The organism is Candidatus Pelagibacter sp. PS_34 (assembly GCF_059417845.1).
Map to the genome: position 1 here is coordinate 848,956 of NZ_CM182068.1, position 23,524 is coordinate 872,479.

At 30.4% G+C, this 23,524-nt stretch carries 24 protein-coding genes; 10 read left to right on the top strand and 14 right to left on the bottom strand.

Annotated features, from left to right (window positions below; translation table 11 throughout):
* Positions 1 to 27 precede the first annotated feature (27 nt).
* A complete protein-coding gene (locus AC5SL3_RS04615) occupies positions 28 to 1,329 on the top strand; it encodes an MFS transporter (RefSeq protein ID WP_494577666.1) in 1,302 nt (433 codons plus the stop codon).
* Here AC5SL3_RS04615 and AC5SL3_RS04620 read toward each other — a convergent pair.
* Both AC5SL3_RS04620 and AC5SL3_RS04625 read right to left on the bottom strand, forming a co-directional pair.
* Positions 1,326 to 2,507, bottom strand: coding sequence for a BaiN/RdsA family NAD(P)/FAD-dependent oxidoreductase (locus tag AC5SL3_RS04620; protein ID WP_494577668.1), 1,182 nt, complete (start codon positions 2,505 to 2,507; stop codon positions 1,326 to 1,328). The genes AC5SL3_RS04615 and AC5SL3_RS04620 overlap by 4 nt on opposite strands.
* Before the next feature lie 16 nt (positions 2,508 to 2,523).
* Positions 2,524 to 2,730 (bottom strand): SlyX family protein, encoded by a 207-nt coding sequence (locus tag AC5SL3_RS04625; RefSeq protein WP_271564174.1) that lies wholly within the window; start codon positions 2,728 to 2,730, stop codon positions 2,524 to 2,526.
* 90 nt (positions 2,731 to 2,820) lie between these two features.
* On the opposite strand from AC5SL3_RS04625, the gene AC5SL3_RS04630 reads away from it, so the two are divergent.
* Together AC5SL3_RS04630 and AC5SL3_RS04635 are read left to right on the top strand one after the other, a co-directional pair.
* Positions 2,821 to 3,306: a YajQ family cyclic di-GMP-binding protein gene (locus AC5SL3_RS04630; protein ID WP_006997221.1), complete on the top strand. Its 486-nt coding sequence runs from the start codon at positions 2,821 to 2,823 to the stop codon at positions 3,304 to 3,306.
* Between the two features lie 10 nt (positions 3,307 to 3,316).
* The gene (locus AC5SL3_RS04635) at positions 3,317 to 3,544 is read left to right on the top strand and encodes a hypothetical protein (protein WP_271564172.1); all 228 of its coding nucleotides are present in this window, start codon (positions 3,317 to 3,319) and stop codon (positions 3,542 to 3,544) included.
* On the opposite strand, the gene AC5SL3_RS04640 is transcribed toward AC5SL3_RS04635, so the two are convergent.
* The 6 genes from AC5SL3_RS04640 to AC5SL3_RS04665 are packed head-to-tail and all read right to left on the bottom strand — an operon-like array spanning position 3,537 to position 9,746.
* Positions 3,537 to 4,589, bottom strand: coding sequence for a threonine aldolase family protein (locus AC5SL3_RS04640; RefSeq protein WP_494577670.1), 1,053 nt, complete (start codon positions 4,587 to 4,589; stop codon positions 3,537 to 3,539). The two genes, AC5SL3_RS04635 and AC5SL3_RS04640, sit on opposite strands and share 8 nt — an antisense overlap.
* A gap of 2 nt (positions 4,590 to 4,591) precedes the next feature.
* Positions 4,592 to 5,704, bottom strand: a complete 1,113-nt coding sequence (locus AC5SL3_RS04645) for a serine/threonine protein kinase (RefSeq protein WP_494577672.1) — start codon at positions 5,702 to 5,704, stop codon at positions 4,592 to 4,594.
* A gap of 3 nt (positions 5,705 to 5,707) precedes the next feature.
* On the bottom strand, positions 5,708 to 6,925 hold the full coding sequence (locus AC5SL3_RS04650; RefSeq protein ID WP_494577674.1) for an aminopeptidase P family protein: 1,218 nt from the start codon (positions 6,923 to 6,925) through the stop codon (positions 5,708 to 5,710).
* A gap of 6 nt (positions 6,926 to 6,931) precedes the next feature.
* Complete coding sequence (locus AC5SL3_RS04655; RefSeq protein ID WP_271564170.1) at positions 6,932 to 7,837, bottom strand: DMT family transporter; 906 nt, start codon at positions 7,835 to 7,837, stop codon at positions 6,932 to 6,934.
* Positions 7,838 to 7,885: 48 nt separating this feature from the next.
* The gene (locus AC5SL3_RS04660) at positions 7,886 to 9,133 is read right to left on the bottom strand and encodes a molybdopterin molybdotransferase MoeA (RefSeq protein ID WP_027306675.1); all 1,248 of its coding nucleotides are present in this window, start codon (positions 9,131 to 9,133) and stop codon (positions 7,886 to 7,888) included.
* Positions 9,126 to 9,746, bottom strand: a complete 621-nt coding sequence (locus AC5SL3_RS04665) for a molybdenum cofactor guanylyltransferase (protein ID WP_027306676.1) — start codon at positions 9,744 to 9,746, stop codon at positions 9,126 to 9,128. Before AC5SL3_RS04665 ends, AC5SL3_RS04660 begins: the two co-directional genes overlap by 8 nt.
* A gap of 43 nt (positions 9,747 to 9,789) precedes the next feature.
* Here AC5SL3_RS04665 and AC5SL3_RS04670 point away from each other — a divergent pair, with 43 nt between their 5' ends.
* From AC5SL3_RS04670 to AC5SL3_RS04695, 6 genes are read left to right on the top strand one after another with little or no spacing between them, the layout of a single operon-like run.
* Positions 9,790 to 10,188, top strand: coding sequence for an iron-sulfur cluster assembly scaffold protein (locus tag AC5SL3_RS04670; protein ID WP_006997229.1), 399 nt, complete (start codon positions 9,790 to 9,792; stop codon positions 10,186 to 10,188).
* 2 nt (positions 10,189 to 10,190) lie between these two features.
* Positions 10,191 to 10,667: an HPP family protein gene (locus AC5SL3_RS04675; protein WP_020169192.1), complete on the top strand. Its 477-nt coding sequence runs from the start codon at positions 10,191 to 10,193 to the stop codon at positions 10,665 to 10,667.
* Between the two features lie 4 nt (positions 10,668 to 10,671).
* Positions 10,672 to 11,514, top strand: coding sequence for a formate dehydrogenase accessory sulfurtransferase FdhD (gene fdhD / locus AC5SL3_RS04680; RefSeq protein ID WP_006997231.1), 843 nt, complete (start codon positions 10,672 to 10,674; stop codon positions 11,512 to 11,514).
* Positions 11,515 to 11,517: 3 nt separating this feature from the next.
* The gene (locus AC5SL3_RS04685; protein WP_006997232.1) at positions 11,518 to 13,176 is read left to right on the top strand and encodes an NADH-ubiquinone oxidoreductase-F iron-sulfur binding region domain-containing protein; all 1,659 of its coding nucleotides are present in this window, start codon (positions 11,518 to 11,520) and stop codon (positions 13,174 to 13,176) included.
* A complete protein-coding gene (gene fdhF / locus AC5SL3_RS04690; protein ID WP_494577676.1) occupies positions 13,176 to 15,944 on the top strand; it encodes a formate dehydrogenase subunit alpha in 2,769 nt (922 codons plus the stop codon). The genes AC5SL3_RS04685 and fdhF overlap by 1 nt, the downstream gene beginning before the upstream one ends.
* Positions 15,945 to 15,952: 8 nt before the next feature.
* Positions 15,953 to 17,404, top strand: coding sequence for a protein adenylyltransferase SelO (locus AC5SL3_RS04695; protein WP_494577678.1), 1,452 nt, complete (start codon positions 15,953 to 15,955; stop codon positions 17,402 to 17,404).
* A 5-nt stretch (positions 17,405 to 17,409) separates the two neighbouring features.
* Here AC5SL3_RS04695 and AC5SL3_RS04700 read toward each other — a convergent pair whose 3' ends face one another.
* Together AC5SL3_RS04700 and AC5SL3_RS04705 are read right to left on the bottom strand one after the other, a co-directional pair.
* On the bottom strand, positions 17,410 to 18,513 hold the full coding sequence (locus AC5SL3_RS04700) for an NAD(P)/FAD-dependent oxidoreductase (RefSeq protein ID WP_011281860.1): 1,104 nt from the start codon (positions 18,511 to 18,513) through the stop codon (positions 17,410 to 17,412).
* An 8-nt stretch (positions 18,514 to 18,521) separates the two neighbouring features.
* Complete coding sequence (locus AC5SL3_RS04705; protein WP_011281859.1) at positions 18,522 to 18,989, bottom strand: TspO/MBR family protein; 468 nt, start codon at positions 18,987 to 18,989, stop codon at positions 18,522 to 18,524.
* A gap of 21 nt (positions 18,990 to 19,010) precedes the next feature.
* Between AC5SL3_RS04705 and AC5SL3_RS04710 the strand changes: the two genes are divergently transcribed.
* Positions 19,011 to 19,772, top strand: coding sequence for an SDR family NAD(P)-dependent oxidoreductase (locus tag AC5SL3_RS04710; protein ID WP_494577680.1), 762 nt, complete (start codon positions 19,011 to 19,013; stop codon positions 19,770 to 19,772).
* On the opposite strand, the gene AC5SL3_RS04715 is transcribed toward AC5SL3_RS04710, so the two are convergent.
* The 4 genes from AC5SL3_RS04715 to AC5SL3_RS04730 are packed head-to-tail and all read right to left on the bottom strand — an operon-like array spanning position 19,769 to position 23,513.
* Positions 19,769 to 20,317 carry a DUF3833 domain-containing protein gene (locus AC5SL3_RS04715; RefSeq protein ID WP_018413933.1) on the bottom strand — a complete coding sequence of 183 codons (549 nt, stop codon included), beginning with the start codon at positions 20,315 to 20,317 and terminating at the stop codon, positions 19,769 to 19,771. The two genes, AC5SL3_RS04710 and AC5SL3_RS04715, sit on opposite strands and share 4 nt — an antisense overlap.
* 13 nt (positions 20,318 to 20,330) lie before the next feature.
* Positions 20,331 to 21,509 carry an SAM-dependent methyltransferase gene (locus AC5SL3_RS04720; protein ID WP_020169185.1) on the bottom strand — a complete coding sequence of 393 codons (1,179 nt, stop codon included), beginning with the start codon at positions 21,507 to 21,509 and terminating at the stop codon, positions 20,331 to 20,333.
* The gene (locus AC5SL3_RS04725) at positions 21,509 to 22,276 is read right to left on the bottom strand and encodes a DUF1365 domain-containing protein (protein WP_494577681.1); all 768 of its coding nucleotides are present in this window, start codon (positions 22,274 to 22,276) and stop codon (positions 21,509 to 21,511) included. Before AC5SL3_RS04725 ends, AC5SL3_RS04720 begins: the two co-directional genes overlap by 1 nt.
* Positions 22,269 to 23,513, bottom strand: a complete 1,245-nt coding sequence (locus tag AC5SL3_RS04730) for an NAD(P)/FAD-dependent oxidoreductase (RefSeq protein ID WP_271564715.1) — start codon at positions 23,511 to 23,513, stop codon at positions 22,269 to 22,271. Before AC5SL3_RS04730 ends, AC5SL3_RS04725 begins: the two co-directional genes overlap by 8 nt.
* Between the last annotated feature and the right edge of the window lie 11 nt (positions 23,514 to 23,524).

Below are 23,524 nucleotides of genomic sequence, written 5' to 3' on the forward strand. Positions count from 1 at the left end.
AGATGAGAAATATGTACGGTCAATTTTATGAATAAAGTTTTAAAGAACTCTTGGGCGCTATTTACAGGTATCAGTTTTCTCATGATATCTCATGGGTTCCAAGGCTCATTGCTCGGTGTAAGAGCGGTAGCAGAAGACTTTAGTTTAATGTCAACTGGCTTCATGATGTCTGGCTATTTTGTTGGATACTTTATTGGTGCAAAAATTATACCTGTTATTATTGCCAGCGTAGGACACATTAGAGTTTTTGCTGCATTTGCATCTATTGCTTCACTTGTTATTTTACTCCATTCAGTTTTTATTCATCCATTTGCTTGGTTTCTTTTAAGGATTTTTACAGGGATAAGTTTGGTCTCGATTTATACTGTTACTGAAAGTTGGTTAAATGACAGGGCTAGTAATAAAAATAGAGGAAGTGTTCTTTCTATATATATGGTTATTTTATATACTTCTATGGGAATTGGAATGTTTCTTTTGAACTTTAGCAATCCATTAAAATTTGAACCATTTATTTTAATTTCAGTGCTTACTTCAGCAGGTTTAATACCAATTTTACTTACTAAAAAAAAACCACCTAATTTTAAAAAAATTAAAGCTATGTCTTTAAAGGAAGTTTATAAAGCTTCTCCGTTTGGAATGGTAAGTTCATTTTTTTATGGAACCATACAGTCTGCTTTATTTACGTTACTTGCTGTTTATGCTGCATCAATGAATTTTTCAATTTTTGAAATTTCACTTGTAACTTTTTTATTAGCTATATCCGGTGCTATATCACAATGGCCCATAGGAAAAATTTCAGATTCTTTTGATAGAAGAAAAGTAATTATCTATTCAACTTTTGGAGCTGCTTTTTTTGCTTTTTGTGCAATAATTGCATCAAGACAAATGTATTTACCGGGTGATTTAGCAACTAGTAGGACTTGGTTTTATTTATCCTTAATATTATTTTCAGTATGTAGTCTTCCTATGTTTTCTTTAATCCTTGCTCATACAAATGACTTTATACCTAAAGAACAATTCGTTGCAGCTGGTGCTAGTTTACAGTTTACGTTTGGTATGGGGGCAATGAGTGGGCCTTTCTTGTGTTCTATCTTTATGAATTTAGTTGGATTGAATGGGTTTTTTGTTTTTTTAATATTCTTTCACATATTAATTGGAGCATTTGGTATCTATAGAAATACTGTGAGAAATGTGGTTGATAATCCTGACTCGCAATTCGTTGCAATGCCCTCCTCTATCACACCTGTTGGAATTGAGTTAAGTCCAACAGTAGAACCTATTGATGAACCTCAAAAAACTGAAGATACCCAAACAACAACTAGCCTTTAAGCATACTGGCCAGCAACATATCCAGAAGACCAAGCCCATTGGAAATTATAACCGCCTAAATGACCAGTAACATCAACCACTTCTCCAATAAAAAATAATCCAGGGTGTTTATTGGACATCATTGTTTTAGAAGAAATTTCCTCAGTATCAATACCACCCAAAGTTACTTCAGCAGTTCTATAACCTTCAGTTCCTGTAGGATTTATCGCCCACGCATTTATAGAATTACTCAAACTAGTTAATACTTTGTTCGATAATTCACATATATTTCCATTAACATTATTTTCATTGCAGATTATATGAGCTAATCGTTTAGGAAGAATTTCAGAAACTGCAATGCTGATATCTTGTTTAGGATTAGAGATCTTTCTATCATTTAGAAATTTATCTACATCAAGCTTTGGTGATAAGTTAACTTTGATATTATCTCCTAATTTCCAATAAGAAGAAATCTGCAATATGGAAGGTCCACTTAAACCTCTATGAGTAAATAACATTCCTTCCTCAAAAAAAGTTTTTTTAAATGAAACAACTGCTTCAACAGATAACCCAGTAAGCTCCTTACAAATTGCTAGTATTTTTTCACTAAATGTTAATGGAACTAGTGCAGGTAATGTTTCAATAACTTTTAAACCAAATTTTTGAGCAATATCATAGCCAAATTTACTTGCTCCAATTTTTGGAATAGACAACCCACCTGTTGCAATAATTAATGACTGACAGAAATATTTATCACTTCCAACAACTATAAAATATTTATCATTTTGTTTGTCTATATCATCAATAATTGTATCTTTTTTTAAAACTACTTTTGCCATCTCGCACTCTAAAAGTAGCATATCTATAATTTGTTGAGCACTTTCATCACAAAAGAGCTGTCCTAATTTTTTTTCATGAAATTTAATATTATGTTTCTTTATTAAATCTATGAAATTATTTTGCGTGTATTGTTTTAAAGCTGATATTACAAATTTAGGATTGTTTGAAATAAACTTACTAGGATGAGTATGTATGTTGGTAAAATTACATCGTCCACCACCTGATATTCTAATTTTTTCTCCTATTTTTTTTGCATGATCGACTAAAAGAACTTTTCGTCCCCGTTTGCCAGCTTCTATGGCACTCATCATGCCAGCAGCACCCGCACCTACTACAATAACATCAAATTGTTCTGTCATGGATTAATAATAAAGTTTAATAATGTGGGGGTTTTTTATCAATCATAACCATACCCGCTTCATCACTGCTCTCTAATTCGTTAATTCTTTTTTCAAGATTTGAAACTTGTTTTTTTAAAACTGATACTTCTTTTTGTTGAGAATACAGTTCATCACTCATTTGCGATATTTCATTTTGAAGAAAGCTGATCTGTTCTTCTAATTTTTTGACTAAATCTTCCATATAATTGCAACTTAAAAGAGTTTCAAAATAAATCAAATAGTCAATTATGAAAATTTTTGTTAAGGTCAATTCATTAGATAATAAAAAATTATGCCTTCATTTGATGTAATCAGTAAAGTTAGTTACCCGGAGTTTGATAACGCTCTTGCAAACTGCCTTAGAGAAATTGGTAATCGATTTGACTTTAAAGGACTTCATATCTCAATTGAAAGAAAAGATAAGATTATCACTACATTAGCTCCCGATGAGCTAAAATTAAAACAAGTTAATGAATTATTACAGGTTCATCTTATACGACGAAAGGTAGATCCAAGAGTATTATCAATTAAAAACTCAGAAAATGCTGCAGGTTCATCGATTAGACAGGTTAGTGAACTCCAAGAAGGTATTAGCCAAGAAAATGCAAAAAAAATTATTGCTGAAATAAAAAAACTAAAGCTTAAAATTCAGATTAAAATTCAAGGAGAAGAGTTACGCGCTGAAGGAAAAAAAAGAGATGACCTTCAAGAAGCAATGTCAGCAATAACTGCTATTGATATTGGTTTGCCCGTAGAATTTGTAAACTTTAGAGATTAATCTTACTTTGATGAATAAAGAAAACGCAAGTAAACTGTGGAAAATGATACAGGAAGCTGGCGATTATTTACTGGGTCAGTTACCAAGCCATCCAAATCATCCTAAAGGAAGAAACCCTTACGCTCATGTTGCTCTATGTGTAAAAGAGAAGTTTGAGAACTCTTATAAAGATATACCTGACGAACAATTTGATGAAGTTGTTAAATATATTGAATTTTTAAAACAAAATCCTAGTTAGATTTTTTTAAGGTCTCTAATAATTGATCCACATCACTCTCTTGAGTATTCCAGGCAGCAACTAATCTAACTGCTTGTCCATCAAGCTCATCTTCATTCATCTTGTAGCCTTCAGAATTTAAATGCTCAATCATATTTCTTGGAAATTTTGCAAAAACTTCGTTCGCTTCTGTTGGGTATGCTAGTTTAATACTATTATGTTTTGCTAATCCTTCACTTAATTTTTTTCCCATTTTATTTGCATGTCTTGCATTTCTTAGCCAGATATCATTTGAAATATATGCATCAAGCTGAGCAGATACAAAACGCATCTTAGACAATAAATGCCCTGCTCTTTTCATTAAAAAAGCAATATTACCCACTAGATCTTTGTTAAAAAAAATTATTGCCTCAGCTGCAAGACAACCATTTTTGGTTGCTCCAAATGATAAAACATCAATGCCTGATTTCCAGGTCATTTCAGCAGGAGTACAATTTAATGCAGTTAAAGCGTTTGCAAATCGTGCTCCATCCATATGCATATTTAAGTTATGCTTATGCGTAATTTCAGAAATCTTTTTAATCTCATCTAATTGGTATACTTCTCCTGTTTCACAAACTTGAGTAATGCTTACTGAAGCAGGTTGAGTATGATGCACAATGCCTTTACCGGTAATAGACTGATCTAATTCTTCAGGTGTTATTTTTCCATTTATTCCATTTAAAGTAACTAATTTTCCACCCCCTGTATAAAACTCAGGTGCCCCACATTCATCTGTATTAATATGAGAAAGTTTATGACAATAAATATTACCATATGATGGGGTCATTGTTGCTAAAGCTAATGCATTAGCAGCCGTTCCTGATGCTGTTGGAAAAACAATTACATCTTTTTCAAATAGTTCTGAAAACTTCTTTTGTAATTCAGCTGATATTTGGTCATTACCGTATGGAGTGCTATCACCATCATTTGCTTTCAATACCGCATCTAATACCTCGGGACAAGCACCCGCTACATTATCAGAAGCAAATTTTATTCGCTCTCTTTTTGTTTTAACTGTTGCCATATTTATTGTTTTGGAAAATAATCTTTTAATTCACCTTCACGGTACACATCTGCTGTACAACAATGAAGGCCTCCACCAAATGCATAAGCATCTCTTAATTCAACAGGGATTACTTCCATTCCTAATTTATCTAATTGTTCTGCCTGATATACTTCACTTTTTTCGACACAAACTGTTTTTGGATCTAATACTAGAACGTTCATTGATAACCAAGTTGAAGAGTAACATAATGGTGGTGGCTCATTATGTGCGGGTTGTGCGCTATCAATAATCTCCCATCCATTATTTTCAAATAATTTTCTTTGTTCTTTTGGTAGTCTTCTTTGAGGGTTGTTAATGATTAATCCTTCTTTAATAGGAGTAAAGGTTGCATCGATATGAATTGGATAAGGATCACCTGGAAAATTAACAGCATGAACTCTATGATCTTTAAAATGTCTTTTAAGCCAATCAATTCCTTTAAGATTAGTAGTAAATCCATGTTGAACTACTAAATCTTTTCCAAATCTTAAAACATCTGCTGCATCAAATAATGGTTCTTCTTCAGTTGTTACAAAAAACTTATCTTCAGTCCACTCTAATCTTTTTTGAATACCAATTTTATCAGATAAATAATCTTTTCTATAATCTGCATCAGTTAACCTTGGTTTTGGCGCAGACTCGTGTCTCATATTAGGGTCATCATTATAATATTTCTGTAATAATGGTCGGTAACAAAGGTACTCAAACCATCTACATCTATAACTCATAGTGGCTTCTAAAATTTCACTACCCACAGTTAACAACACATCTCGTGGTGGCATGCAGCCAAACATTGTTTCCGCTTCCCAGTCTGGTGTAGATGTTTTTTGGCTAAAATCTATTGGGTCTGGTCTATCTACCTTGATACCTCTTTTTTCAAGCATGTTTGAAAAATTGTCTAAAAGTTCATTTGCCTTATCAACTGTATCTTTTGTTCTTGGTCCAAACTGACCTCGCATGTCACTGTCCTCTGGAACTTTTGCATCTAATGCAGGTTCTGGTGCTGGAATACAAGTGCCATCAGCCTTGCCAACAATTATATGTTTTAAAGGATCCCATTCATTCCAACTATTAACTACAGTTTTTTCACTCATGATTTATGATTTGATAATATTATGTTCTGGACCAAAAGGAAACTTAGTAATGTTTTCAGCATTATCTTTTCCTATAACCAAGATATCATGCTCTCTATATCCACCAGCTCCTGGTTTACCCTCTGGTATCATGATCATTGGTTCCATAGAAACCACCATGTTTTCCTCTAAAACAGTATCTATATCTTCACGAAGTTCTAATCCTGCTTCTCTTCCATAGAAATGAGATAAGACACCAAATGAATGACCATAACCAAATGTTCGATAATGAAGATAACCAAGCTCAGCAAATAGTTCATTCAACTCATGACAAATATCAGAACATTTTACACCTGGTTTAATTAGCTCTAATCCTCTTTTATGGACTTTAACATTTGCTTCCCAAGCTTTTAAGGATGCATCATCAATTTTATCTAAAAAAAGAGTTCTCTCTAAAGCTGTGTAGTACCCTGAGATCATGGGGAAAGTATTTAAAGAAAGAATATCTCCTGATTTTAATTTTCTATTGGTTTTGGGGTTATGAGCACCATCTGTATTAAGTCCCGACTGAAACCAAACCCAGGTATCCATATATTCTGCATCAGGGTACGTTTTTGCAATTTCACGCTCCATTCTATCTCTACCGGCTATTGCAATTTCAAGCTCACTTTCTCCAACTTTAATATTTTTGACAATTTCTTCGCCCCCAAGATCAGCAATTCTTGCACCATTTTTAATAATTTCTATTTCTTCGGCAGATTTAATCATTCTAAGTTGCATTAAATTTTTTGAAACATCGCTGAAAACTGAAAAAGTAAAAATAGACGTAAGCTTTTCTTTAACATCTAAGGTTACATGATCATTTTCAATACCAATATTCTTAGGAGGTTCGTCTCTTCCAATAATTGAAACAATTGCTTTTAAAAAATTATCTCTTTTCCAATCAGTATAAATAACATTATCACTATGAGATCTACGCCAAGGTTGACTAGCATCAATATTTGCTGAAATTGTTGAAATTTTATTAGCAGTTACTACACAGCCATAAGGTCTACCAAAAGAACAATAAATAAATCCTGTATAGTAAGCAATGTTGTGCATTGAAGTTAAAATAATCATATCAAGATTATTTTTACTCATTGTGGTTCTTAATTTAGTTAATCGACTTTGATATTCTTGATCTGTAAAAGGTAGTTTGGCCTTTTCACCATTCTTTAGAGTAAAAAAATTTGGTCTTTCCATTTTTGATTAGTTTAGAGCAATAAATCGTCTATTAGTTTTAATTGTAAGACTATAATAAATGATAGACATAAAAAGAAAGAAGCCACCTATTATCGTATTAGTCGATGGGATCTCATTAATTCCTAAAATTGGAATCCATACCCAAAAAATTCCTCCTATAACTTCAGTTAGTGACAATAAAGTAAGTTCTGCAGCAGGGATTGCTTTTGATCCAATAGAATATAAAATTAAACCCATACAAACTAACGTTCCATGTATAGAAAATAGTGCTCCGTTATAACTTGAAGACAAGAAAACCATATCATTAGATAAAATAACTATTGCAGCAACTACAAAGCAAAAAAGACCTGCAAAAGCAACTGTTGTAAATTTTGGAGTTTCTTTTTTCCATCTTAAAGTCACTGAAAAAACAGAAAACCCAATTGAAGAAGTCATTCCAAAAATAAGCCCTAATAAAGAATTTTTTTCAGTATTACCAATGGCTATAATTATTATTCCAACTGTTGCAATAAATATAGCTATCCAAACATTAAGTGAAATTTTTTCTTTTAAAAATAAGAAACCTAATAAAGCTGTAAAAAATGGCATTGCAGCTAAACAGAGTAAAGTAACAGCTGCACTAGTATTTGTTATTGAATAAATAAAGGTAATCATTGCAATTCCAAGTCCAGTTCCACCAATGATACCCGACATTCCGATTTTTAAATAATTCTTATAAAAATCTTTTCCTTCTTCAAAAAATAGATAAAGATTTAAAATCAAAAAAATTGTAAGACCCCGTGCAAAAATATATTGCCATGGGACTAAATTGGGTTGATCCATGTATCTTACAACCAAAGGTCCAAAGGACCATATAAGACCTGCTAATAAAACTACTGGAATTGCAATTTTTTCATTTTTTAGCTCAATCATAATTCGATACTTAATGCTTATTAATTGGCACTACAATAAAAATGAGATCTATTTAAAAATATTAATATTTGAACCAATTGGAGAATAGCAATCAATAAGTTCGCTCTTTTTAAAATTTGACTGACCATGTTTAAATAGGCCCCAAATATTAGACTCTACAAAAGATTTTATTCTAAAAGATTCTTGACCTTTGAGGACCTTGATTTCTAAATTTCCATTATGAGTTGTAGTAAGCCTTGCTTTTATAAATCTAGTAAAATTTTTTTTCTTAAAGAAAGAATTTTTTAACTTAGCTTTAAAAGGTTTTTCCTCCTTAACTCCAAGGACATTTAAAATATAGGGATATACAAAAAATCTAAAGCAGGCGGAAGAAGAAATAGGATTACCTGGAAGCCCAAAGAAAGCCTTTTCACTTCCTTTAAATTTAGCAAATAAAATTGGTTTACCCGGTCTAATAGCCACCCCTTTGAAAAAATTTGATAAATTAAATTTTTTTACTACAGAGGGGATAAAATCATGTTTACCTGCTGAAACAGCACCTGAGGTAACTATGATATCTATTTTTGATCTAAGATTTTTATCAATTTGTTTTTTAAAAAAATGTTCATCTTTATCTCTCAAAATTCCACCTTCTATATAATTAAACAAAAAATTATTAGATAAAGATTTTATATAATGACTGTTTGAATTTCTAACCTTCCAATCAGCAATATCTACGTTATTTGAAATTTCATTTCCTGTTGAAAAAAATAAAATATTAAGCTTCTTTTTAACCTTAATGCTTTTAATACCTAATGTTTTAAAGGCTAAGATATGCGATGGCTGAATAATAGTTCCTTTATTAATAACTAATTCCTTTTTTTTATAATCAGATCCTGCATGTCTTATATGTTGATTAGTTTTAATCTTTTCATTTATTACGATAGACTTTTTATTGTTAGTAAACACAATTTTTTCTATGGGAATAATGGTGTCAAAATATTTAGGAATTAGAGCACCCGTCATCACTTCAACAGCTTGAAATTTTTTTACTTTATTTAATTTAGGATTATCACCCGCTGATATTGATTTTAAAATTTTAAATTCTTTAGGATTTTTTTTATTAATCGTAGATGTATCTTTAGAATTAATGGCAAAACCGTCAAATGCAGCATTAGTTCCTGCAGGATAATTCACAGGACAATAAATATCTTGAACATTAATTCTATTTAATGATTTTGATGTGTTTATAACTTCATCTTTAATGTTTATTTTTGATTTTATTAAAATACTTTTTGCTTTTTTGTAATCAATCATTTTTATCAAGATTTAAAATAGTTTGAGCAACATCAAGGTCTTCTTTGGTATTTATATTAAAAAAAGGATCGTAATTTTTTATTTTAATATCAATTGTGCTCACACCAACTTTATTAGCCCATTCCTCAACTTTTCGATAATTATTTATTATTAAATCTTCTTCTAATTTTTCCATTAAATCAATTGACCATAAACCAAAAATATTATGTCTTTTTTTGTTAGATTTAACAAAATATAAACTACTTTTACTTTGTTCAATTCTTGCTTTGTATTCTTCAATAATAATTGGATCAAAAAATGGAGTATCAGATGGAAAAGTTGCAATCCATTTGTATGATTTTTTATTTTCTTTTACCCACTTCATGGAACTTAGCACTCCTGCTAAAGGTCCTAGATCATTAAAACAATCTGGAATTACTGTGGTATTTTTTGCTTCTTCTATCTTCAATGGATTACTTGAGACAATCAATATTTCTTCAAATTTATTGCTAATTTTGAACAAAACATGCTCTAGCAATGTTTTGGATCCAAGTTTTACGCAATTTTTATCTTGCCCAAATCTTTTTGATTTTCCACCTGCTAGTACAACAGCTAAAATATTGTTATCATTCATAAATCAAAATATAAAACATTAATCTCTTAATTAAAGAATTATAATGGACCTAAGAATTCTCGAAATTGCATCTAACACAGCAAATCACAAAATAGTTAAAAATCATACCCATCACTCAAAAAATAAAAACCCCTTGTGTGGTGACGAAATGGAAATCAGATTAATTGTGAAAAATGATAAAATTAAGGATATGGGTTACCAGTGCCGTTCATGTGTGTATTGTCAGGCATCAGTTAGTATGCTGTCTCAAAAGATTATTGATCAAAATATAAGTGATATTAAGTCTCTTATTATTTCAATTGAAGGTTTGTTTAATGAAACAGATATTAAAATTGAAAAAAAATGGAATGATTTCAAAGAAATTATGAATAAAGATAATATCTCAAGAAAAGAATGTCTTTTATTACCATTTAAAACAATATCGAAGGCATTGAAGTTTTAATCATGATTAACATTACTAAAGAAAAACTTTTAAAAGCATCTATTGCAGGAGTTTTATCAACTATTACTATTGGGTTTCTTACGCTGCTCACATATAAAACTACAATGGGGTTATTTTTAGCGGCCTCTTTTGGTTCTTCAATGGTATTACTATACGGATTTCCTGAAAGCCCATTCGCTCAACCTAAAAATATATTCTTTGGTCATTTCTTAACTGCACTAATAGGAATTTTGTTTATAAACTATGTTGATCTGCCAATATTTATAAATATTGCCTTGGCAGTTGGGTTCGGTATTTTTTTTATGATTGTGTTAGATGTTGTTCATCCACCAGCAGGTGGAAACCCTATTATGGTCATCATTGGAGGTGTTTCATTTGAATATTTAATAAATCCTATAATTTTTGGTTGTCTAATAATTTTAATTTTTGGAATAATCTTAAATAAATTTATTTTAAAAAAGAACTACCCCTTAAGTTAATCCAATGAACTCAAAATATAAAATACAAAAATATAAGTCTAATAATTTAAATAATGTAGAAGACTTAATCTCTATTGAAGAACCTTTAGAAATTTCAATCAAATTTAAAACTAAAGAAACTTGGATACAAAATATAATCTCTATAACAATGAGAACGCCAGGTAATGATGAAGACCTAGTTAGAGGTTTTCTTTTCAACGAAAAAATTATTGAAAAAAATGAATATATTGAGAAAATTGAGAGTGTTGGAGATTATGTAGGTGAATATAAACTTCAAAATAAAATTGTTGTCACATTAAACAATTCTGAAAACATAGATATTGATAAGATTAAAAGAAATTTTTTAACAAATTCATCTTGTGGTGTTTGTGGTAAAACCTCTTTAGATTCATTAGAGATTATCAAAAAAGATAAGGTCTTAAAATCTTTACCTAAAATCTCTAAAGAAATAATTATCAAATCTCCTTCTGTGCTAAGGGATAATCAATCAGAGTTTTCTAAGACAGGTGGCATTCATGCTAGCGGTCTATTTACAAACGATGGTGGAATAGTGTGTATAAAAGAGGATGTTGGTCGACATAATGCTCTTGATAAATTAATTGGTTATTCATTAAATAAGGGATTATTAACCCCCTCTTCACAATTTATAACATGCTCTGGAAGACTAAATTTTGAGCTAGTTCAAAAGGTTTTAATGACCAATATTGGTATTCTAATTGGAGTTGGTGCGCCAACTAGTCTAGCGATCGATTTAGCTAATAAGTTTGACATTACATTGATAGGTTTTGTAAAAGAAGATAGTTTTAATATTTATAGTAACGAAGACAGAGTGATAATTAAAGGTTAATAAGTGTCAAAAAATATAAGTAATTTATCCGGCAGAATAGGTTTAAAGAATAATCTGTTCGAAAAAATATCTGAACGATCATTAAAATCAAATAATGCTGATGGTATTAAGGAAATTGCAAAAGAATATAACATGGGTGTCTCAACTATTCATGGTGCAGAAAGTTTTTATGAATTTTTAAGACCCTCTCATAGAGAAAAAAAAGCTTTTGTTTGCAATGGAAGTGCTTGCATGTGTGCTGGTACTCAAGAGCCGCTTAAAAAAAAATTACAAGAAAAATTAGGTGACGATAAAGTTGGTGAAATGTTTTGCCTTGGTCACTGCTATGAAAATAATGCTTTTCATTATGATGGTGAGAATTATGCCGGAAACGATATTAATAAGATTGATCAAATAATTAAAGGTGAAGACATAGTTCAAGAAAAATTCTTTTCTAAAAGTTATGCCTCAACTAGTTTTTTAATGGATGACAAACTTTCTAATTTAGATCAATTTAAGGAACAATTAAAAAAATTTATTGCTACTGACAAACAAGAAATAACTAAATCCCTTCTAGACTCTAATTTAACTGGCAGAGGTGGTGCTGGTTTTCCTACTGGTATGAAATGGGATTTTTGTAGAAAAGCTCCTTCTGAAAAAAAATATGTTATATGTAATGCCGATGAAGGTGACTCAGGTGCTTTCTCTGATAGATATTTATTAGAAGATCAACCATTAAAAGTTTTATTTGGAATGGTTATTTGTGGTTATGTTATTGGTAGTGATGAAGGTGTTTTATATATAAGAGGAGAGTACCCAAAATCTATAGAAGCAATAAATGGAGCAATTAATTCTTTAAAAAAAGCAGGCTTGCTTGGAGAAAATATTTTAGGAACTAAATTTTCTTTTGATTTAAATATTTGTATTGGTCAAGGTGCTTATATTTGTGGAGAAGAAACAGCATTGATTGCATCAATTGAAGGAAGAAGAGCTGAAGTAGATGTAAGACCTCCCTTCCCTGTCACTGAAGGTCTTTACAAGAAACCAACAGTTGTAAATAATGTTGAAACATTAGCTGCAGCTACGGGTATACTTATTAATGGAGCTGATAAGTTTTCTGCAATTGGAAATAAAAAATCTGCTGGAACCAAATTAGTTTGCTTTGATAGTTTTTTCAATAATCCAGGTGTTTATGAAGTTGAAATGGGAACACCAATGAAAAAAGTTTTAAATGATATTGGTGGTGGTTTTAAAGAACCCATTAAAGCATTACAAATTGGAGGTCCATTAGGAGGTGTAATTCCTATTACCGAGATTGAAAAATTAAATTTAGATTTTCAAGAATTTACTGCTGCAGGTTTTATGTTAGGACACGCAAGTATAGTAAGTATTCCAAAAGACTTTCCTATGATTGAATATATCCATCATTTATTTGAGTTTTCTGCCGAAGAATCATGTGGAAAATGCTTTCCTGGAAGACTTGGTTCTTACAGAGGTAAGGAAATGTTTGATCAAGCAAAGAATAAAACTGCTAAGATTCCATTAAAATTACTAAATGAGCTGCTTGTAACTATGCAAAAAGGCTGTTTATGTGCTTTGTGTGGAGCAATTCCTACTCCCATCATGAATATATTAAAATATTTTGGTGATGAAATGAAGGATGATATGGTGAAAGATAATTAATGAGCTCAGAAAAAAGAAAAATCGCCTACATAGATGGAAAGCCATATGAAATTGGTCCAAACCATACGTCTGTTTTAAATTTTGTAAAAAGTTATTTAGGTGAAAAAAAAGTTCCAACTCTTTGTGATGATCCAAATTTAGCCCCTTATGGTGCTTGTAGAGTTTGTTCTGTAGAGGTGGCTCTTGTAAAAGATGGTCCAACTAAAGTTGTAGCATCATGCCATACACCAGTTGGTGAAAACCAATACATCTTTACAAATAATGAAAATTTAACGGCTTTAAGAAAAAATATTGTTGAACTAGTTTTAACTGACCACCCAATGGAATGTGGAACTTGTGAAGTAAATAATAATTGTGAACTACAAGATGTTGCAAATGATTTAGGTATATCAGATCATAGATATAACACACCAAAACAACATAAAGGTATTCCAAGAGACACCTCTCATGATTACATGAGAATGAATTTAGATAACTGTATTAACTGTGGAAGATGTGTTCGTGCTTGTGACGAAATTCAAGGATCTTTTGTTTTAACAATGAGTGGTAGAGGATTTGAATCTAAAATCACAACTGACAACGATGCATTGTTTGGAGATTCGTCTTGTGTATCTTGTGGTGCTTGTGCACACACATGTCCGACAGATGCTATCTCTGATGTTTACCAATCAAAATCTGTTGCAGTAGATAAAAAAGTTAGAACAACTTGCTCTTACTGTGGTGTTGGATGTAATTTAGAAGCATCAATTAAAGATAATAAAGTTGTTGCAATATCTACGCCTAAAGAATCTGAAGTTAATGCAGGTCACACTTGTATTAAAGGAAGATATGCATTTGGATTTTACGATCATCCAGATAGGTTAAAAACTCCTTTAATTAAAAAAAATGGAAAATTTGAAGAAGCATCATGGGATGAAGCATATGACTTTATTAAAAAAGAATTAAATAGAATTACAAAAGAAAGTGGCCCTGATGCTGTAGCTGGAATTTCTTCTGCAAGATGTACTAATGAAGAAAATTATGTATTTCAAAAAATGATTAGAGCTGCAATTGGAACTAATAATATTGATTGTTGTGCAAGAATTTGTCACTCACCAACAGCTTGGGGAATGCAACAAACTTTTGGAACTGGTGCTGCAACTAATTCTACAGAAGATATTTATCACGCAGATTTATTTATGGTTATAGGAGCAAATCCTACAAATGCTCACCCTGTTACTGGAGCAAAAATTAAACAACAAGTAATGAAAGGAAAAAAACTAATAGTTTTAGATCCTATTACTACTGAATTAGCAAAACTTGCTGATTATCATATTAAACTTAGACCAGGAACAAATGTGGCTGTTTTAAATATGATGTTACATTTTATATTAAAAGCAAACCTTTATGATAAAGATTTTGTTAGAGATAGAACTGAAGGTTTTGCGAATTTTATTAAAGAAATTGAGAGACAAGATATGGATCATCTAGCGAAAGTCGCTGGTGTTGATAAACAGTTAGTTAAAGAAGCAGCAATTGCTTATGCGACAGCTAAAAACTCTATGGAATTCCACGGTTTAGGAGTTACTGAACAAGAACAAGGATCTAAGACGGTGATGTTAATTGCTGATCTTGCAATGATTACTGGAAATATTGGTAGAAAAGGTGTTGGAGTTAACCCATTAAGAGGACAAAATAATGTCCAAGGTGCAGCTGACATGGGTTGTCAACCTCATCAAGGAGCTGGTTACTTTGAAGTAGCTGATGAAAAAGTTCAAAATTTCTACACTGAAAAATATGGAGTGGTTCACCCAACCAAAGCAGGATTAAAAATTCCAGAAATGTTTGATGGTGCTATTAATAAAGAAGTTAAAGCAGTCTGGATTATTGGAGAAGATATTGTTCAAACAGATCCAAATAGTGCACATGTAGTTCAGGCAATGAACTCATTAGAATTATTAGTAGTTCAAGAAATTTTTATGAGTGAAACAGCAAAACTTGCAACAGTAGTATTGCCTGGAACAACTTTTTTAGAAAAAAATGGAACTTTTACTAATACCGAAAGAAGAATTCAAAGAGTTAACCAAGCCGTGCCTCCTCTACCTGGTACTAAAACTGATGGAACAATTGTAACAGACATGATGCAAAAATTAGGCTTTGACCAACCTACATATGACGCTGATCAAGTTCTAGCAGAAATAGCAGATATTGTTCCTTTCTTTAAAGGGGTAACAAGAGAAAGACTTGGTAAAATGGGATTACAGTGGCCAGTTCAAGAAGATGGAACAGACACTCAAATTTTACACCAAGAAACTTTCAAACTTGGAAAAGGACGTCTTAAAAACTTTGATTGGAAAGAGTCTACAGAAATTGAAACTAATAAAAAAGAATATCCATTAATTTTAACAACTAGTAGAGTTCTACAACATTACAATGCTGCAACAATGACAAGACGTACAAGTAACATCAATATAGTTTCTGAAGACTTATTATTAGTTCACCCAAATGATGCTAACAAAAGAGAGTTAAATACAGGTGACATAGCAAGACTTTATTCTGGACGAGGAGAAGTTGCTCTAAAAGTAGAGGTTACAGATAAAGTTAAAGAAGGCATAGTATTCACAACATTCCATTTTCCAGAACACATGGTTAATATGGTAACCGGTCATGGTAAAGATGAAGAAACAATGTGTGCAGAATATAAAGTGTCAGCAGTTGAAGTTCAAAAAATCTCAAACCAATTTAAAACTGAAATCAAGCCAAAAGAAAATCAAGCAGAAGTTAACTAATCGATAAAATGACAATTGGTTGGCATTTCGACAATAGTTATTCAAGATTACCAAAAACATTCAAAGAAAATATCAATCCTGTTGCAGTAAACGCACCAGAAATATTAATATTAAATAAAGATCTGGCAAATAAATTAGATCTAGATTTTTCAAATATTAATGATGACGACTTATCAAAAATTTTTTCAGGAAATATATTGCCTGAAGGGTCTAACTCTATAGCGCAAGCTTATGCTGGTCACCAATTTGGTCATTTTACAATGCTTGGTGATGGAAGAGCTGTTTTAATCGGCGAACACCTGACCAAAAACAATGAACGATTTGATATACAATTCAAAGGTTCTGGTAGAACTCCATTCTCACGAAGTGGTGACGGTAGGGCTGTTTTAGGCCCAATGTTGAGAGAATATATAATTAGTGAAGCAATGCATTTTTTAAAAATACCTACTACTAGAAGTTTAGCGGTAGTTAAAACTGGTGAAGATGTGGTTAGGGAACAAATTTCACAAGGTGCAATTCTAACAAGGGTGGCCTTAGGCCATCTAAGAGTTGGAACATTTCAATACATTGCTGCAAAACAAAATATTAGTGATTTAGAAATCTTAATTAATTACACAATTGAAAAGTACTACCCCAATATAAAATCATCAAAGAATAAAGCATTAGACTTACTAAATGTTTTAATCGAAAAACAAACCCAACTTGTAATTGATTGGATGCGTGTTGGTTTTATTCATGGGGTTATGAATACTGACAATATGTCTATCTCTGGTGAAACAATAGATTATGGTCCTTGCGCCTTTATGGATGTTTATGATCCTAAAACAGTTTTTAGTTCAATAGATCAACTAGGTAGGTATGCCTATGAAAATCAACCAAAAATTACCAAATGGAATTTAACAAGGTTTGCTGAATGTCTAATTCCTCTTATTAGTGCCAATGAAGATGAAGCGATTAAATTAGCCACAGAAGCTTTAGATAAATTTGAACAAAATTATGAAACAAAATGGTTAAATATGATGAGAGATAAACTTGGGTTATATGGTGAAGATAAAGAAGATAAAAATTTAATTATGGAGTTATTAAATTGGATGTATGAAAAAAAAGCAGATTATACAAATACTTTTATTTTTTTGATGAATAAGACAATTAAAAATTCTGAAATTTATGATAATGCAGACTTTAATTTATGGAAAACTAAATGGATGAAAAGATTAGTAATGTTTGGTAACACTCATAATAAATCTATGGACTTAATGAGTTCTTGTAACCCGATGGTAATACCTCGTAATCACAAAATTGAAGAGGCTTTAATGTTAGCTAATAATGGTGATTTAACCTTGTTTAATAAATTGACTGAAATTTTGAAAAATCCATATCAGGTTAAAGAAAATGATTTAGAATTAATGTCCCCTGCTCCTCATAGTCATGTGAAGTATCAAACTTTTTGTGGAACTTAAATTATTTATAAAACGTAAGGTTCTGGTCTAGCATTGTTATCAAGAACTCTTTCAACAGAAAAATCACTAATATCAATCGTTTGATAAGATCCTGTAGAAATTAATTCGGTTAATGCTCTTCCTATTCCAGGGGCTTGCATTAATCCTCTACCGGTAAAACCTGAAGCCATATATACATTTTCGTATTTAGGGTGTTTACCAACTACGGCATTGTTGTCTAATTTATTACAATCATAATAACCAGCCCATCCACCAGTTAATTTTAATTCTTCAAAAGCAGGAATTCTTTGTGCTAATGCAGGCCATACTAATTCTTCAAAATCATTCCAAGCTGGTTCTAGATCAGTAGCATCAAATACTGAATTAGGTGAACCTGCTAAATACTCTCCACCCTCAGGTCTCCAGTAAACGCCCGTTGTTAAATCTCCTGTTAATGGCATTTCTTTAATATATTTAGGACATTTAACTCTAAAAACTGTGTGTTTTTGTGGAACTACCGGAATATCTTTTAATAATTCTTTAGTCCAACATCCTGCTGCCGATATAATTGTTTTAGCTTTGATATCAGAAATATTTTTTACTTCGCCTTTAATAAATTCAGCGCCTAATTCAATTGCCTTACTTTTTAAGGCGCTATGAAACATGAAAGGATCAATCCATCCCTCACTTTGGTTGTCAGTATAAGTTGCTGTTTCAATACCTTCACTATTTATATAAGGAAATATTTTTGATAGTTCAGAACCTTTGATATTTTTAGTTCCAGCTTCACAAGCTTCATGATTTTTTAAGGCTTCATATTGTTCCTCAGCATGCTCTGGACCAAACATTAACAAGTATCCATTTGTAACCATGCTTGCTGTAGGATTTGGATTTTTTTCAGTTTTAAGTAATTCTGGTATTTGAAAAATAAATTCTCTAGCAAACTTTCCAAGTAATATGTTTTCTTTTTGAAAAAACTGTCTTCTAAATCCACCAAGGGACAATGGAAATGAAGCTGTTTTATAAGTTGGGTCTCTTTCTATAACTTTTACTTTTCTACCTTCTTTAGATAAAAAATAAGCTGTAGCAGTTCCAATTATTCCACCACCTACTATTACTACATCATCCATAATTTATTTTAATTTAATATGATTAAACTTATATTAAGAAGTAAAGCAAAGAGACACCAAAGTAAATAAGGAATCATTAAATAATAACTATACAAGTTGACACGCTTAAATCTAATTATGAGAATAATTATCAATAAGATTAAAATTACTAATACAATCATAGCTAAAACTATTTTATGAAAAACAAAAAAAACTATACTCCAAGTTGTATTAAAAATTAAATGAATGAAATAAAGGTAAATAGTGTTCATGTCTCTATTTTTACTATGCCAAAATTTCCAGATAGCAATTGTCATAAAAAAATAGAGTGTTGTCCAAACTGGTGCAAAAATCCAATCTGGTGGATTAAATGAAGGTTTGATGATTAAAGAATACCAAGGCTCTTTAAAACCTACAGTAGCTAAACCTCCTATTGCCGATGCAGAAAAAGTTACAAGAGCAAATAATAAAAAAGATAAGAATTTGTTTTTTAACATATTTCTATTATACAATAGAATATGGAAGATAAAAAAGTTATTTGGATAACGGGTGCAAGTAGTGGAATTGGTAAAGCTCTTGCAATCAAATTTGCAGAAAATGGGTGGATGGTTGCTGCATCTGCAAGACGTGAAAATTTATTAAATGAACTTAAAAAAATTAATCAAAATATATTTCCTTTTCCCTTGGATGTTACTGAAGTCGATGCATGTAAATTAGTCGCAAAAGACATAATCAAACAATTTAATAATATTGATATATGTGTGTTCGGTACTGGCATGCATGATCCAAAATCAGAGAAAAAATTTAATTTAGACAAGATAAGAGAAATAATGGAAGTTAATTTTTTTGGAACCATGAATTCAATTAATTCAATCTATGATTATTTTTCTGAGAAAAAAAATGGCCAAATATCTATAATTTCTTCTGTTGCGGGCTATAGAGGATTGCCTGCAGCTGGTGCATATTGTGCTTCAAAATCAGCACTTACCAGCTTTGCTGAAAGCTTAAACTTTGATATGAGAATGAAGAATGTGCGTGTTTCGTTAATCAGCCCTGGTTTCATAAAAACGCCTATGACTGATCAAAATGATTTTCCAATGCCCATGATCAAAACTCCAGAATTTGCTGCAGATGAAATTTATAAAGGATTAGTAATCAAAAAAAGTTTTGAAATACATTTCCCCAAAGCCTTTACCTATTTTTTAAAATTCCTTCAAATGCTACCTAGTAGTTTATATTTTAAACTAGTTGCTAGAGGTATGAAGAAGATTGATTATTAATTTTTTTTAAAGAAAACTGTCAATTCACCAACTTTAAATCCAAACTTTGTAAGTGTAGCTCGATTAATTGCAACATCTTCATCCTGTTTAAAAATCCAATCATCAAAAGAAACTTTAATATTCTTTCCTTTAAATGGGACCATTAAATCGTACTCAAATTTAAAAGCTGATCCATATTGATAACCTTTAGCTGTACCCACGACATCGGGTGCCGTTCCTTCGTAATAATTTTGATCAATCTTTTTGATTTTCCATATACGATTTTGTTTTTCTCCGTCTGTCCAATAAAAATCTTCTTTAAGAGTTAAAATATCTCCCTCAAAACTACCTGTCATATCAGCTTTAAACTGTCTAGTAACTTTACCACTACGGTCTTGTAGTAGACCCCATGCTTTAACCGGACCATTAAAATATTGCTCTATAGTCATAGTTGGTTCAGTGTTTTTAAAATCTGTCGGTTTCATAGAGTTATTGTTTATACAACTTGCTGTAAAGAATAAAGCAAATATTAATACTGTTAATCTAATTATCTTTAAGTTTATCATGTAGCTCCTATAGTTATTTATTTTGTAGTGAAAATTGAATTAAGTCTATGTTTTTTGATTTAAAACCAGCTTCACAATATGAAAGGTAAAATTCCCACATTTTTTTAAATTTTAAATCAAAGCCTTGTTTTTTAATTAAGTCCCATTTTTTATTAAATATTTCTCTCCAAATAATCAAAGTCTCGGAGTAATGATTGGCATATGAATTATACTCACCAAATTTTAATCCATTTTTATCAACATAATTTTGTAGTTCACTTTTTGAGGGTAAAAAACCACCTGGGAAAATATATTGTTGTATAAAATCTTTTTTATTTTTATATCTATTAAATAAACTATCATCGATAGTTATGGCTTGAATACCTACCGTACCCGAGGGTGTTAGATTATTTTTAATCGTATTAAAATAACTGTCTAAATAGTTTTGACCTACAGCCTCAATCATTTCTATTGATGCAATATGATCATATTTATCCTTTAAATCTCTATAATCTTTAATTTGAATATTTACTTTTTCATTAAGTCCACATCGATGAATTCTCTCTTTAGCAAATTCATATTGTTTTTTGGAAATAGTAATACAATCTAATTTAACATCATAATTAGTACCTAAATACTCAGCAAAACCACCCCAACCACAACCAATTTCTAAAATTTTATTACCACTTGAGGGTCTTATAAGATCAATTAGTTTTTGATATTTATTGTTCTGAGCTTCAAAAAGTTCTTGTTTGGGGCTTTCAAATATAGCACTGGAATAGGTTAAAGTTTTATCAAGCCATAATGAAAAAAAATCATTTCCTAAATCATAATGTTTGGCAATATTTTCTTTACTTCTATTTTTAGTATTTTTTATAATTTTATTTTTAATAAAATTGATAAAAGGCAAATCGAAGATTCCAGAAAATTTATAAATAGTTTTTATATTCTTTGCTGTTAACTCAATCAAATCAGAAAGATTATTTGTTATAAAAAGATCTTTCATATAAGACTCTCCCAAACCAATACTTCCACTTTTAATCAAATTATAATTTAGGCTTTCATCTTTAATTTCTAAAAAAACTTTTAAATTTTCATCAGGGTTGCCAAACTTTAAAACTTCACCATTTACTTTTTTAATTTCAAGAAAACCATGCTTAATATTTTTTAATGCACTAAACACAATCAAATCTGAAATTTTGTAAATTAACATTAGTTTTCGATAGTAATATTATTCTTAATATTTAATTTTTTTTTTATAAATTTAATTCCTTTTGTCCATAATTTAAATGCCTCATAATGTATCGCTATAATGATTTTGAATGTCATTAATGGATGTTTTAAATAAGCTTTAAGTAGGTTTCTATTGGTCAATTCACTTTTAATACCATCTTGTGAAGCATATAATACTTTGCCAACTGGATCATTCAGATCAATTATTACAGATATTTTATTACCAGGTTTCAATAGTCTAAAAAAATAAATACAATTCATTTCTATAAATGGAGATACATGAAATTTCTTCTTACACATATGTTGAATCAGATTTTGGTCTTTTTCAGTTTTAAAAACATAAACATGTTGCTCGCCAAATGTGTTTTTTACCTCATATAATATAGATATTAGATCAAAATTTTTGTCGTAGACATAAAAAACACTTAATGGATTAAATACATATCCAAATATTCTTGGGTAACATAAAAGTTTAATATGAACATCGTTAGTATCAATATTATTTTTTCTAAGATTATCTAAAACCCATTCCTTAAGAGAGCTCCCATCTCTTGCTCCATGGTCTTTATCAAAGAAACTAATAATATTTAGTTTATTGTATGAAAATATCTTTAAAGTTTTGTGTAGTAAATCTATTTCCGATAAATCTATAAGAAGTGAAAATACATTGTAATTAAAACTATGAATTTTGGGCTTAAATCTTTTATGAATTACATTTCCTGTATAAATATAAGAATTTTTAATCATTAAGTGTTTTTAGCATATCAATAGAGGACTTTATTCCATCCTCGTGAAAACCATAACCAAAATAACTACCACAAAATAAAATATGTTTTTTATTTTGAATTTTATGCAGGTTACTTTGATTGGTTAATGCTTCTGTATCGTAATAAGGGTGAGTAAATGCTACTTTTTTAAATATCTTATCATTTGGAATTTCTTTAAATGGATTAATTGTTAAAAAAATATTTCTATCTATCTTTAAATTTTGTAACTGATTTATCCAATATGTTACAGCTGTCTTTTCATTATTATTTGAGTCCATTGAAGAATTCCAAGCACACCATGCTTTTTTATTTTTAGGCATAACACTTTCATCAAAATGTATTACTGCAGTGTTTGCTCTATATTTAAATTTTCTTAATATTGACTTCTCGTCTAGTGTTGGATTATCAATTATCTTTAATGCTTCGTCTGCATGAGTTGCTATTACAACTTTATCATATTCAAAGAACTCATTTTCCTCCCCATAAAAAATTTTAGCACCTAAATCATTTCTAGTGATTTTATTTATATTGTAATTCTTAAAATGTTCTCCACTAACTTGACCTATTATCTTATCGACATAAGTTTTGCTTCGATTTGTAACCGTAAACCATTGAGGTCTATCTTTAATTTTAAACAGTCCATGATTCTTGAAAAAGCTTAGAAAAAAAGATAATGGCATTTGTTTTGCTTCATATGGAGGCATCGACCATATAGCAGATACCATTGGTATAATATGATAATTAATAAAATATTCTGAAATTTTTATTTCTGTTAAATACTCCCCTAATGTTATCGAACTAATTTTTTTAATTTCTATTTTTTCACAGTTTTTATAAAAGCTTAAAATTTCAAAAAACATTTTTAAGAATTTTGGATTAAATAAATTTTTTTTATTAGAAAAAATTCCACCTAATCCTTTTCCACAATATTCTAATCCACTATTTTCTACAGTAACAGAAAATGACATATCACTTTTTTCAATCTCTATTTTATTTTCTAAAAAAAAATTAATTAAATTTGGATATGTTTGCTTATTAAAAACCATAAATCCAATATCTATTGGAATTTCTTTGTTAGGGTTGTAAGCAACCTTTATTGTATTTGCGTGACCCCCAAATTGATTTTCTTTTTCAAATAAATCAACTTTATGTTTTTTAGATAGGTAATAAGCAGCACTTAATCCTGATATACCAGCACCTACTACAGCAATTTTCATCTTAGTAAATA

Bases quoted from the DNA above. Each gene is read 5' to 3' on its own strand.
- AC5SL3_RS04615 (WP_494577666.1), top strand. From the start codon at position 28: ATGAATAAAGTTTTAAAGAACTCTTGGGCGCTATTTACAGGTATCAGT.
- AC5SL3_RS04710 (WP_494577680.1), top strand. From the start codon at position 19,011: ATGGAAGATAAAAAAGTTATTTGGATAACGGGTGCAAGTAGTGGAATT.
- AC5SL3_RS04700 (WP_011281860.1), bottom strand. From the start codon at position 18,513: ATGGATGATGTAGTAATAGTAGGTGGTGGAATAATTGGAACTGCTACA.
- AC5SL3_RS04725 (WP_494577681.1), bottom strand. From the start codon at position 22,276: ATGATTAAAAATTCTTATATTTATACAGGAAATGTAATTCATAAAAGA.
- AC5SL3_RS04625 (WP_271564174.1), bottom strand. From the start codon at position 2,730: ATGGAAGATTTAGTCAAAAAATTAGAAGAACAGATCAGCTTTCTTCAA.
- AC5SL3_RS04635 (WP_271564172.1), top strand. From the start codon at position 3,317: ATGAATAAAGAAAACGCAAGTAAACTGTGGAAAATGATACAGGAAGCT.
- AC5SL3_RS04650 (WP_494577674.1), bottom strand. From the start codon at position 6,925: ATGGAAAGACCAAATTTTTTTACTCTAAAGAATGGTGAAAAGGCCAAA.
- AC5SL3_RS04670 (WP_006997229.1), top strand. From the start codon at position 9,790: ATGGACCTAAGAATTCTCGAAATTGCATCTAACACAGCAAATCACAAA.
- AC5SL3_RS04620 (WP_494577668.1), bottom strand. From the start codon at position 2,507: ATGACAGAACAATTTGATGTTATTGTAGTAGGTGCGGGTGCTGCTGGC.
- AC5SL3_RS04695 (WP_494577678.1), top strand. From the start codon at position 15,953: ATGACAATTGGTTGGCATTTCGACAATAGTTATTCAAGATTACCAAAA.
- AC5SL3_RS04665 (WP_027306676.1), bottom strand. From the start codon at position 9,746: ATGAATGATAACAATATTTTAGCTGTTGTACTAGCAGGTGGAAAATCA.
- fdhD (WP_006997231.1), top strand. From the start codon at position 10,672: ATGAACTCAAAATATAAAATACAAAAATATAAGTCTAATAATTTAAAT.
- AC5SL3_RS04730 (WP_271564715.1), bottom strand. From the start codon at position 23,513: ATGAAAATTGCTGTAGTAGGTGCTGGTATATCAGGATTAAGTGCTGCT.
- fdhF (WP_494577676.1), top strand. From the start codon at position 13,176: ATGAGCTCAGAAAAAAGAAAAATCGCCTACATAGATGGAAAGCCATAT.
- AC5SL3_RS04655 (WP_271564170.1), bottom strand. From the start codon at position 7,837: ATGATTGAGCTAAAAAATGAAAAAATTGCAATTCCAGTAGTTTTATTA.
- AC5SL3_RS04630 (WP_006997221.1), top strand. From the start codon at position 2,821: ATGCCTTCATTTGATGTAATCAGTAAAGTTAGTTACCCGGAGTTTGAT.
- AC5SL3_RS04715 (WP_018413933.1), bottom strand. From the start codon at position 20,317: ATGATAAACTTAAAGATAATTAGATTAACAGTATTAATATTTGCTTTA.
- AC5SL3_RS04675 (WP_020169192.1), top strand. From the start codon at position 10,191: ATGATTAACATTACTAAAGAAAAACTTTTAAAAGCATCTATTGCAGGA.
- AC5SL3_RS04660 (WP_027306675.1), bottom strand. From the start codon at position 9,133: ATGATTGATTACAAAAAAGCAAAAAGTATTTTAATAAAATCAAAAATA.
- AC5SL3_RS04645 (WP_494577672.1), bottom strand. From the start codon at position 5,704: ATGAGTGAAAAAACTGTAGTTAATAGTTGGAATGAATGGGATCCTTTA.
- AC5SL3_RS04640 (WP_494577670.1), bottom strand. From the start codon at position 4,589: ATGGCAACAGTTAAAACAAAAAGAGAGCGAATAAAATTTGCTTCTGAT.
- AC5SL3_RS04720 (WP_020169185.1), bottom strand. From the start codon at position 21,509: ATGTTAATTTACAAAATTTCAGATTTGATTGTGTTTAGTGCATTAAAA.
- AC5SL3_RS04705 (WP_011281859.1), bottom strand. From the start codon at position 18,989: ATGTTAAAAAACAAATTCTTATCTTTTTTATTATTTGCTCTTGTAACT.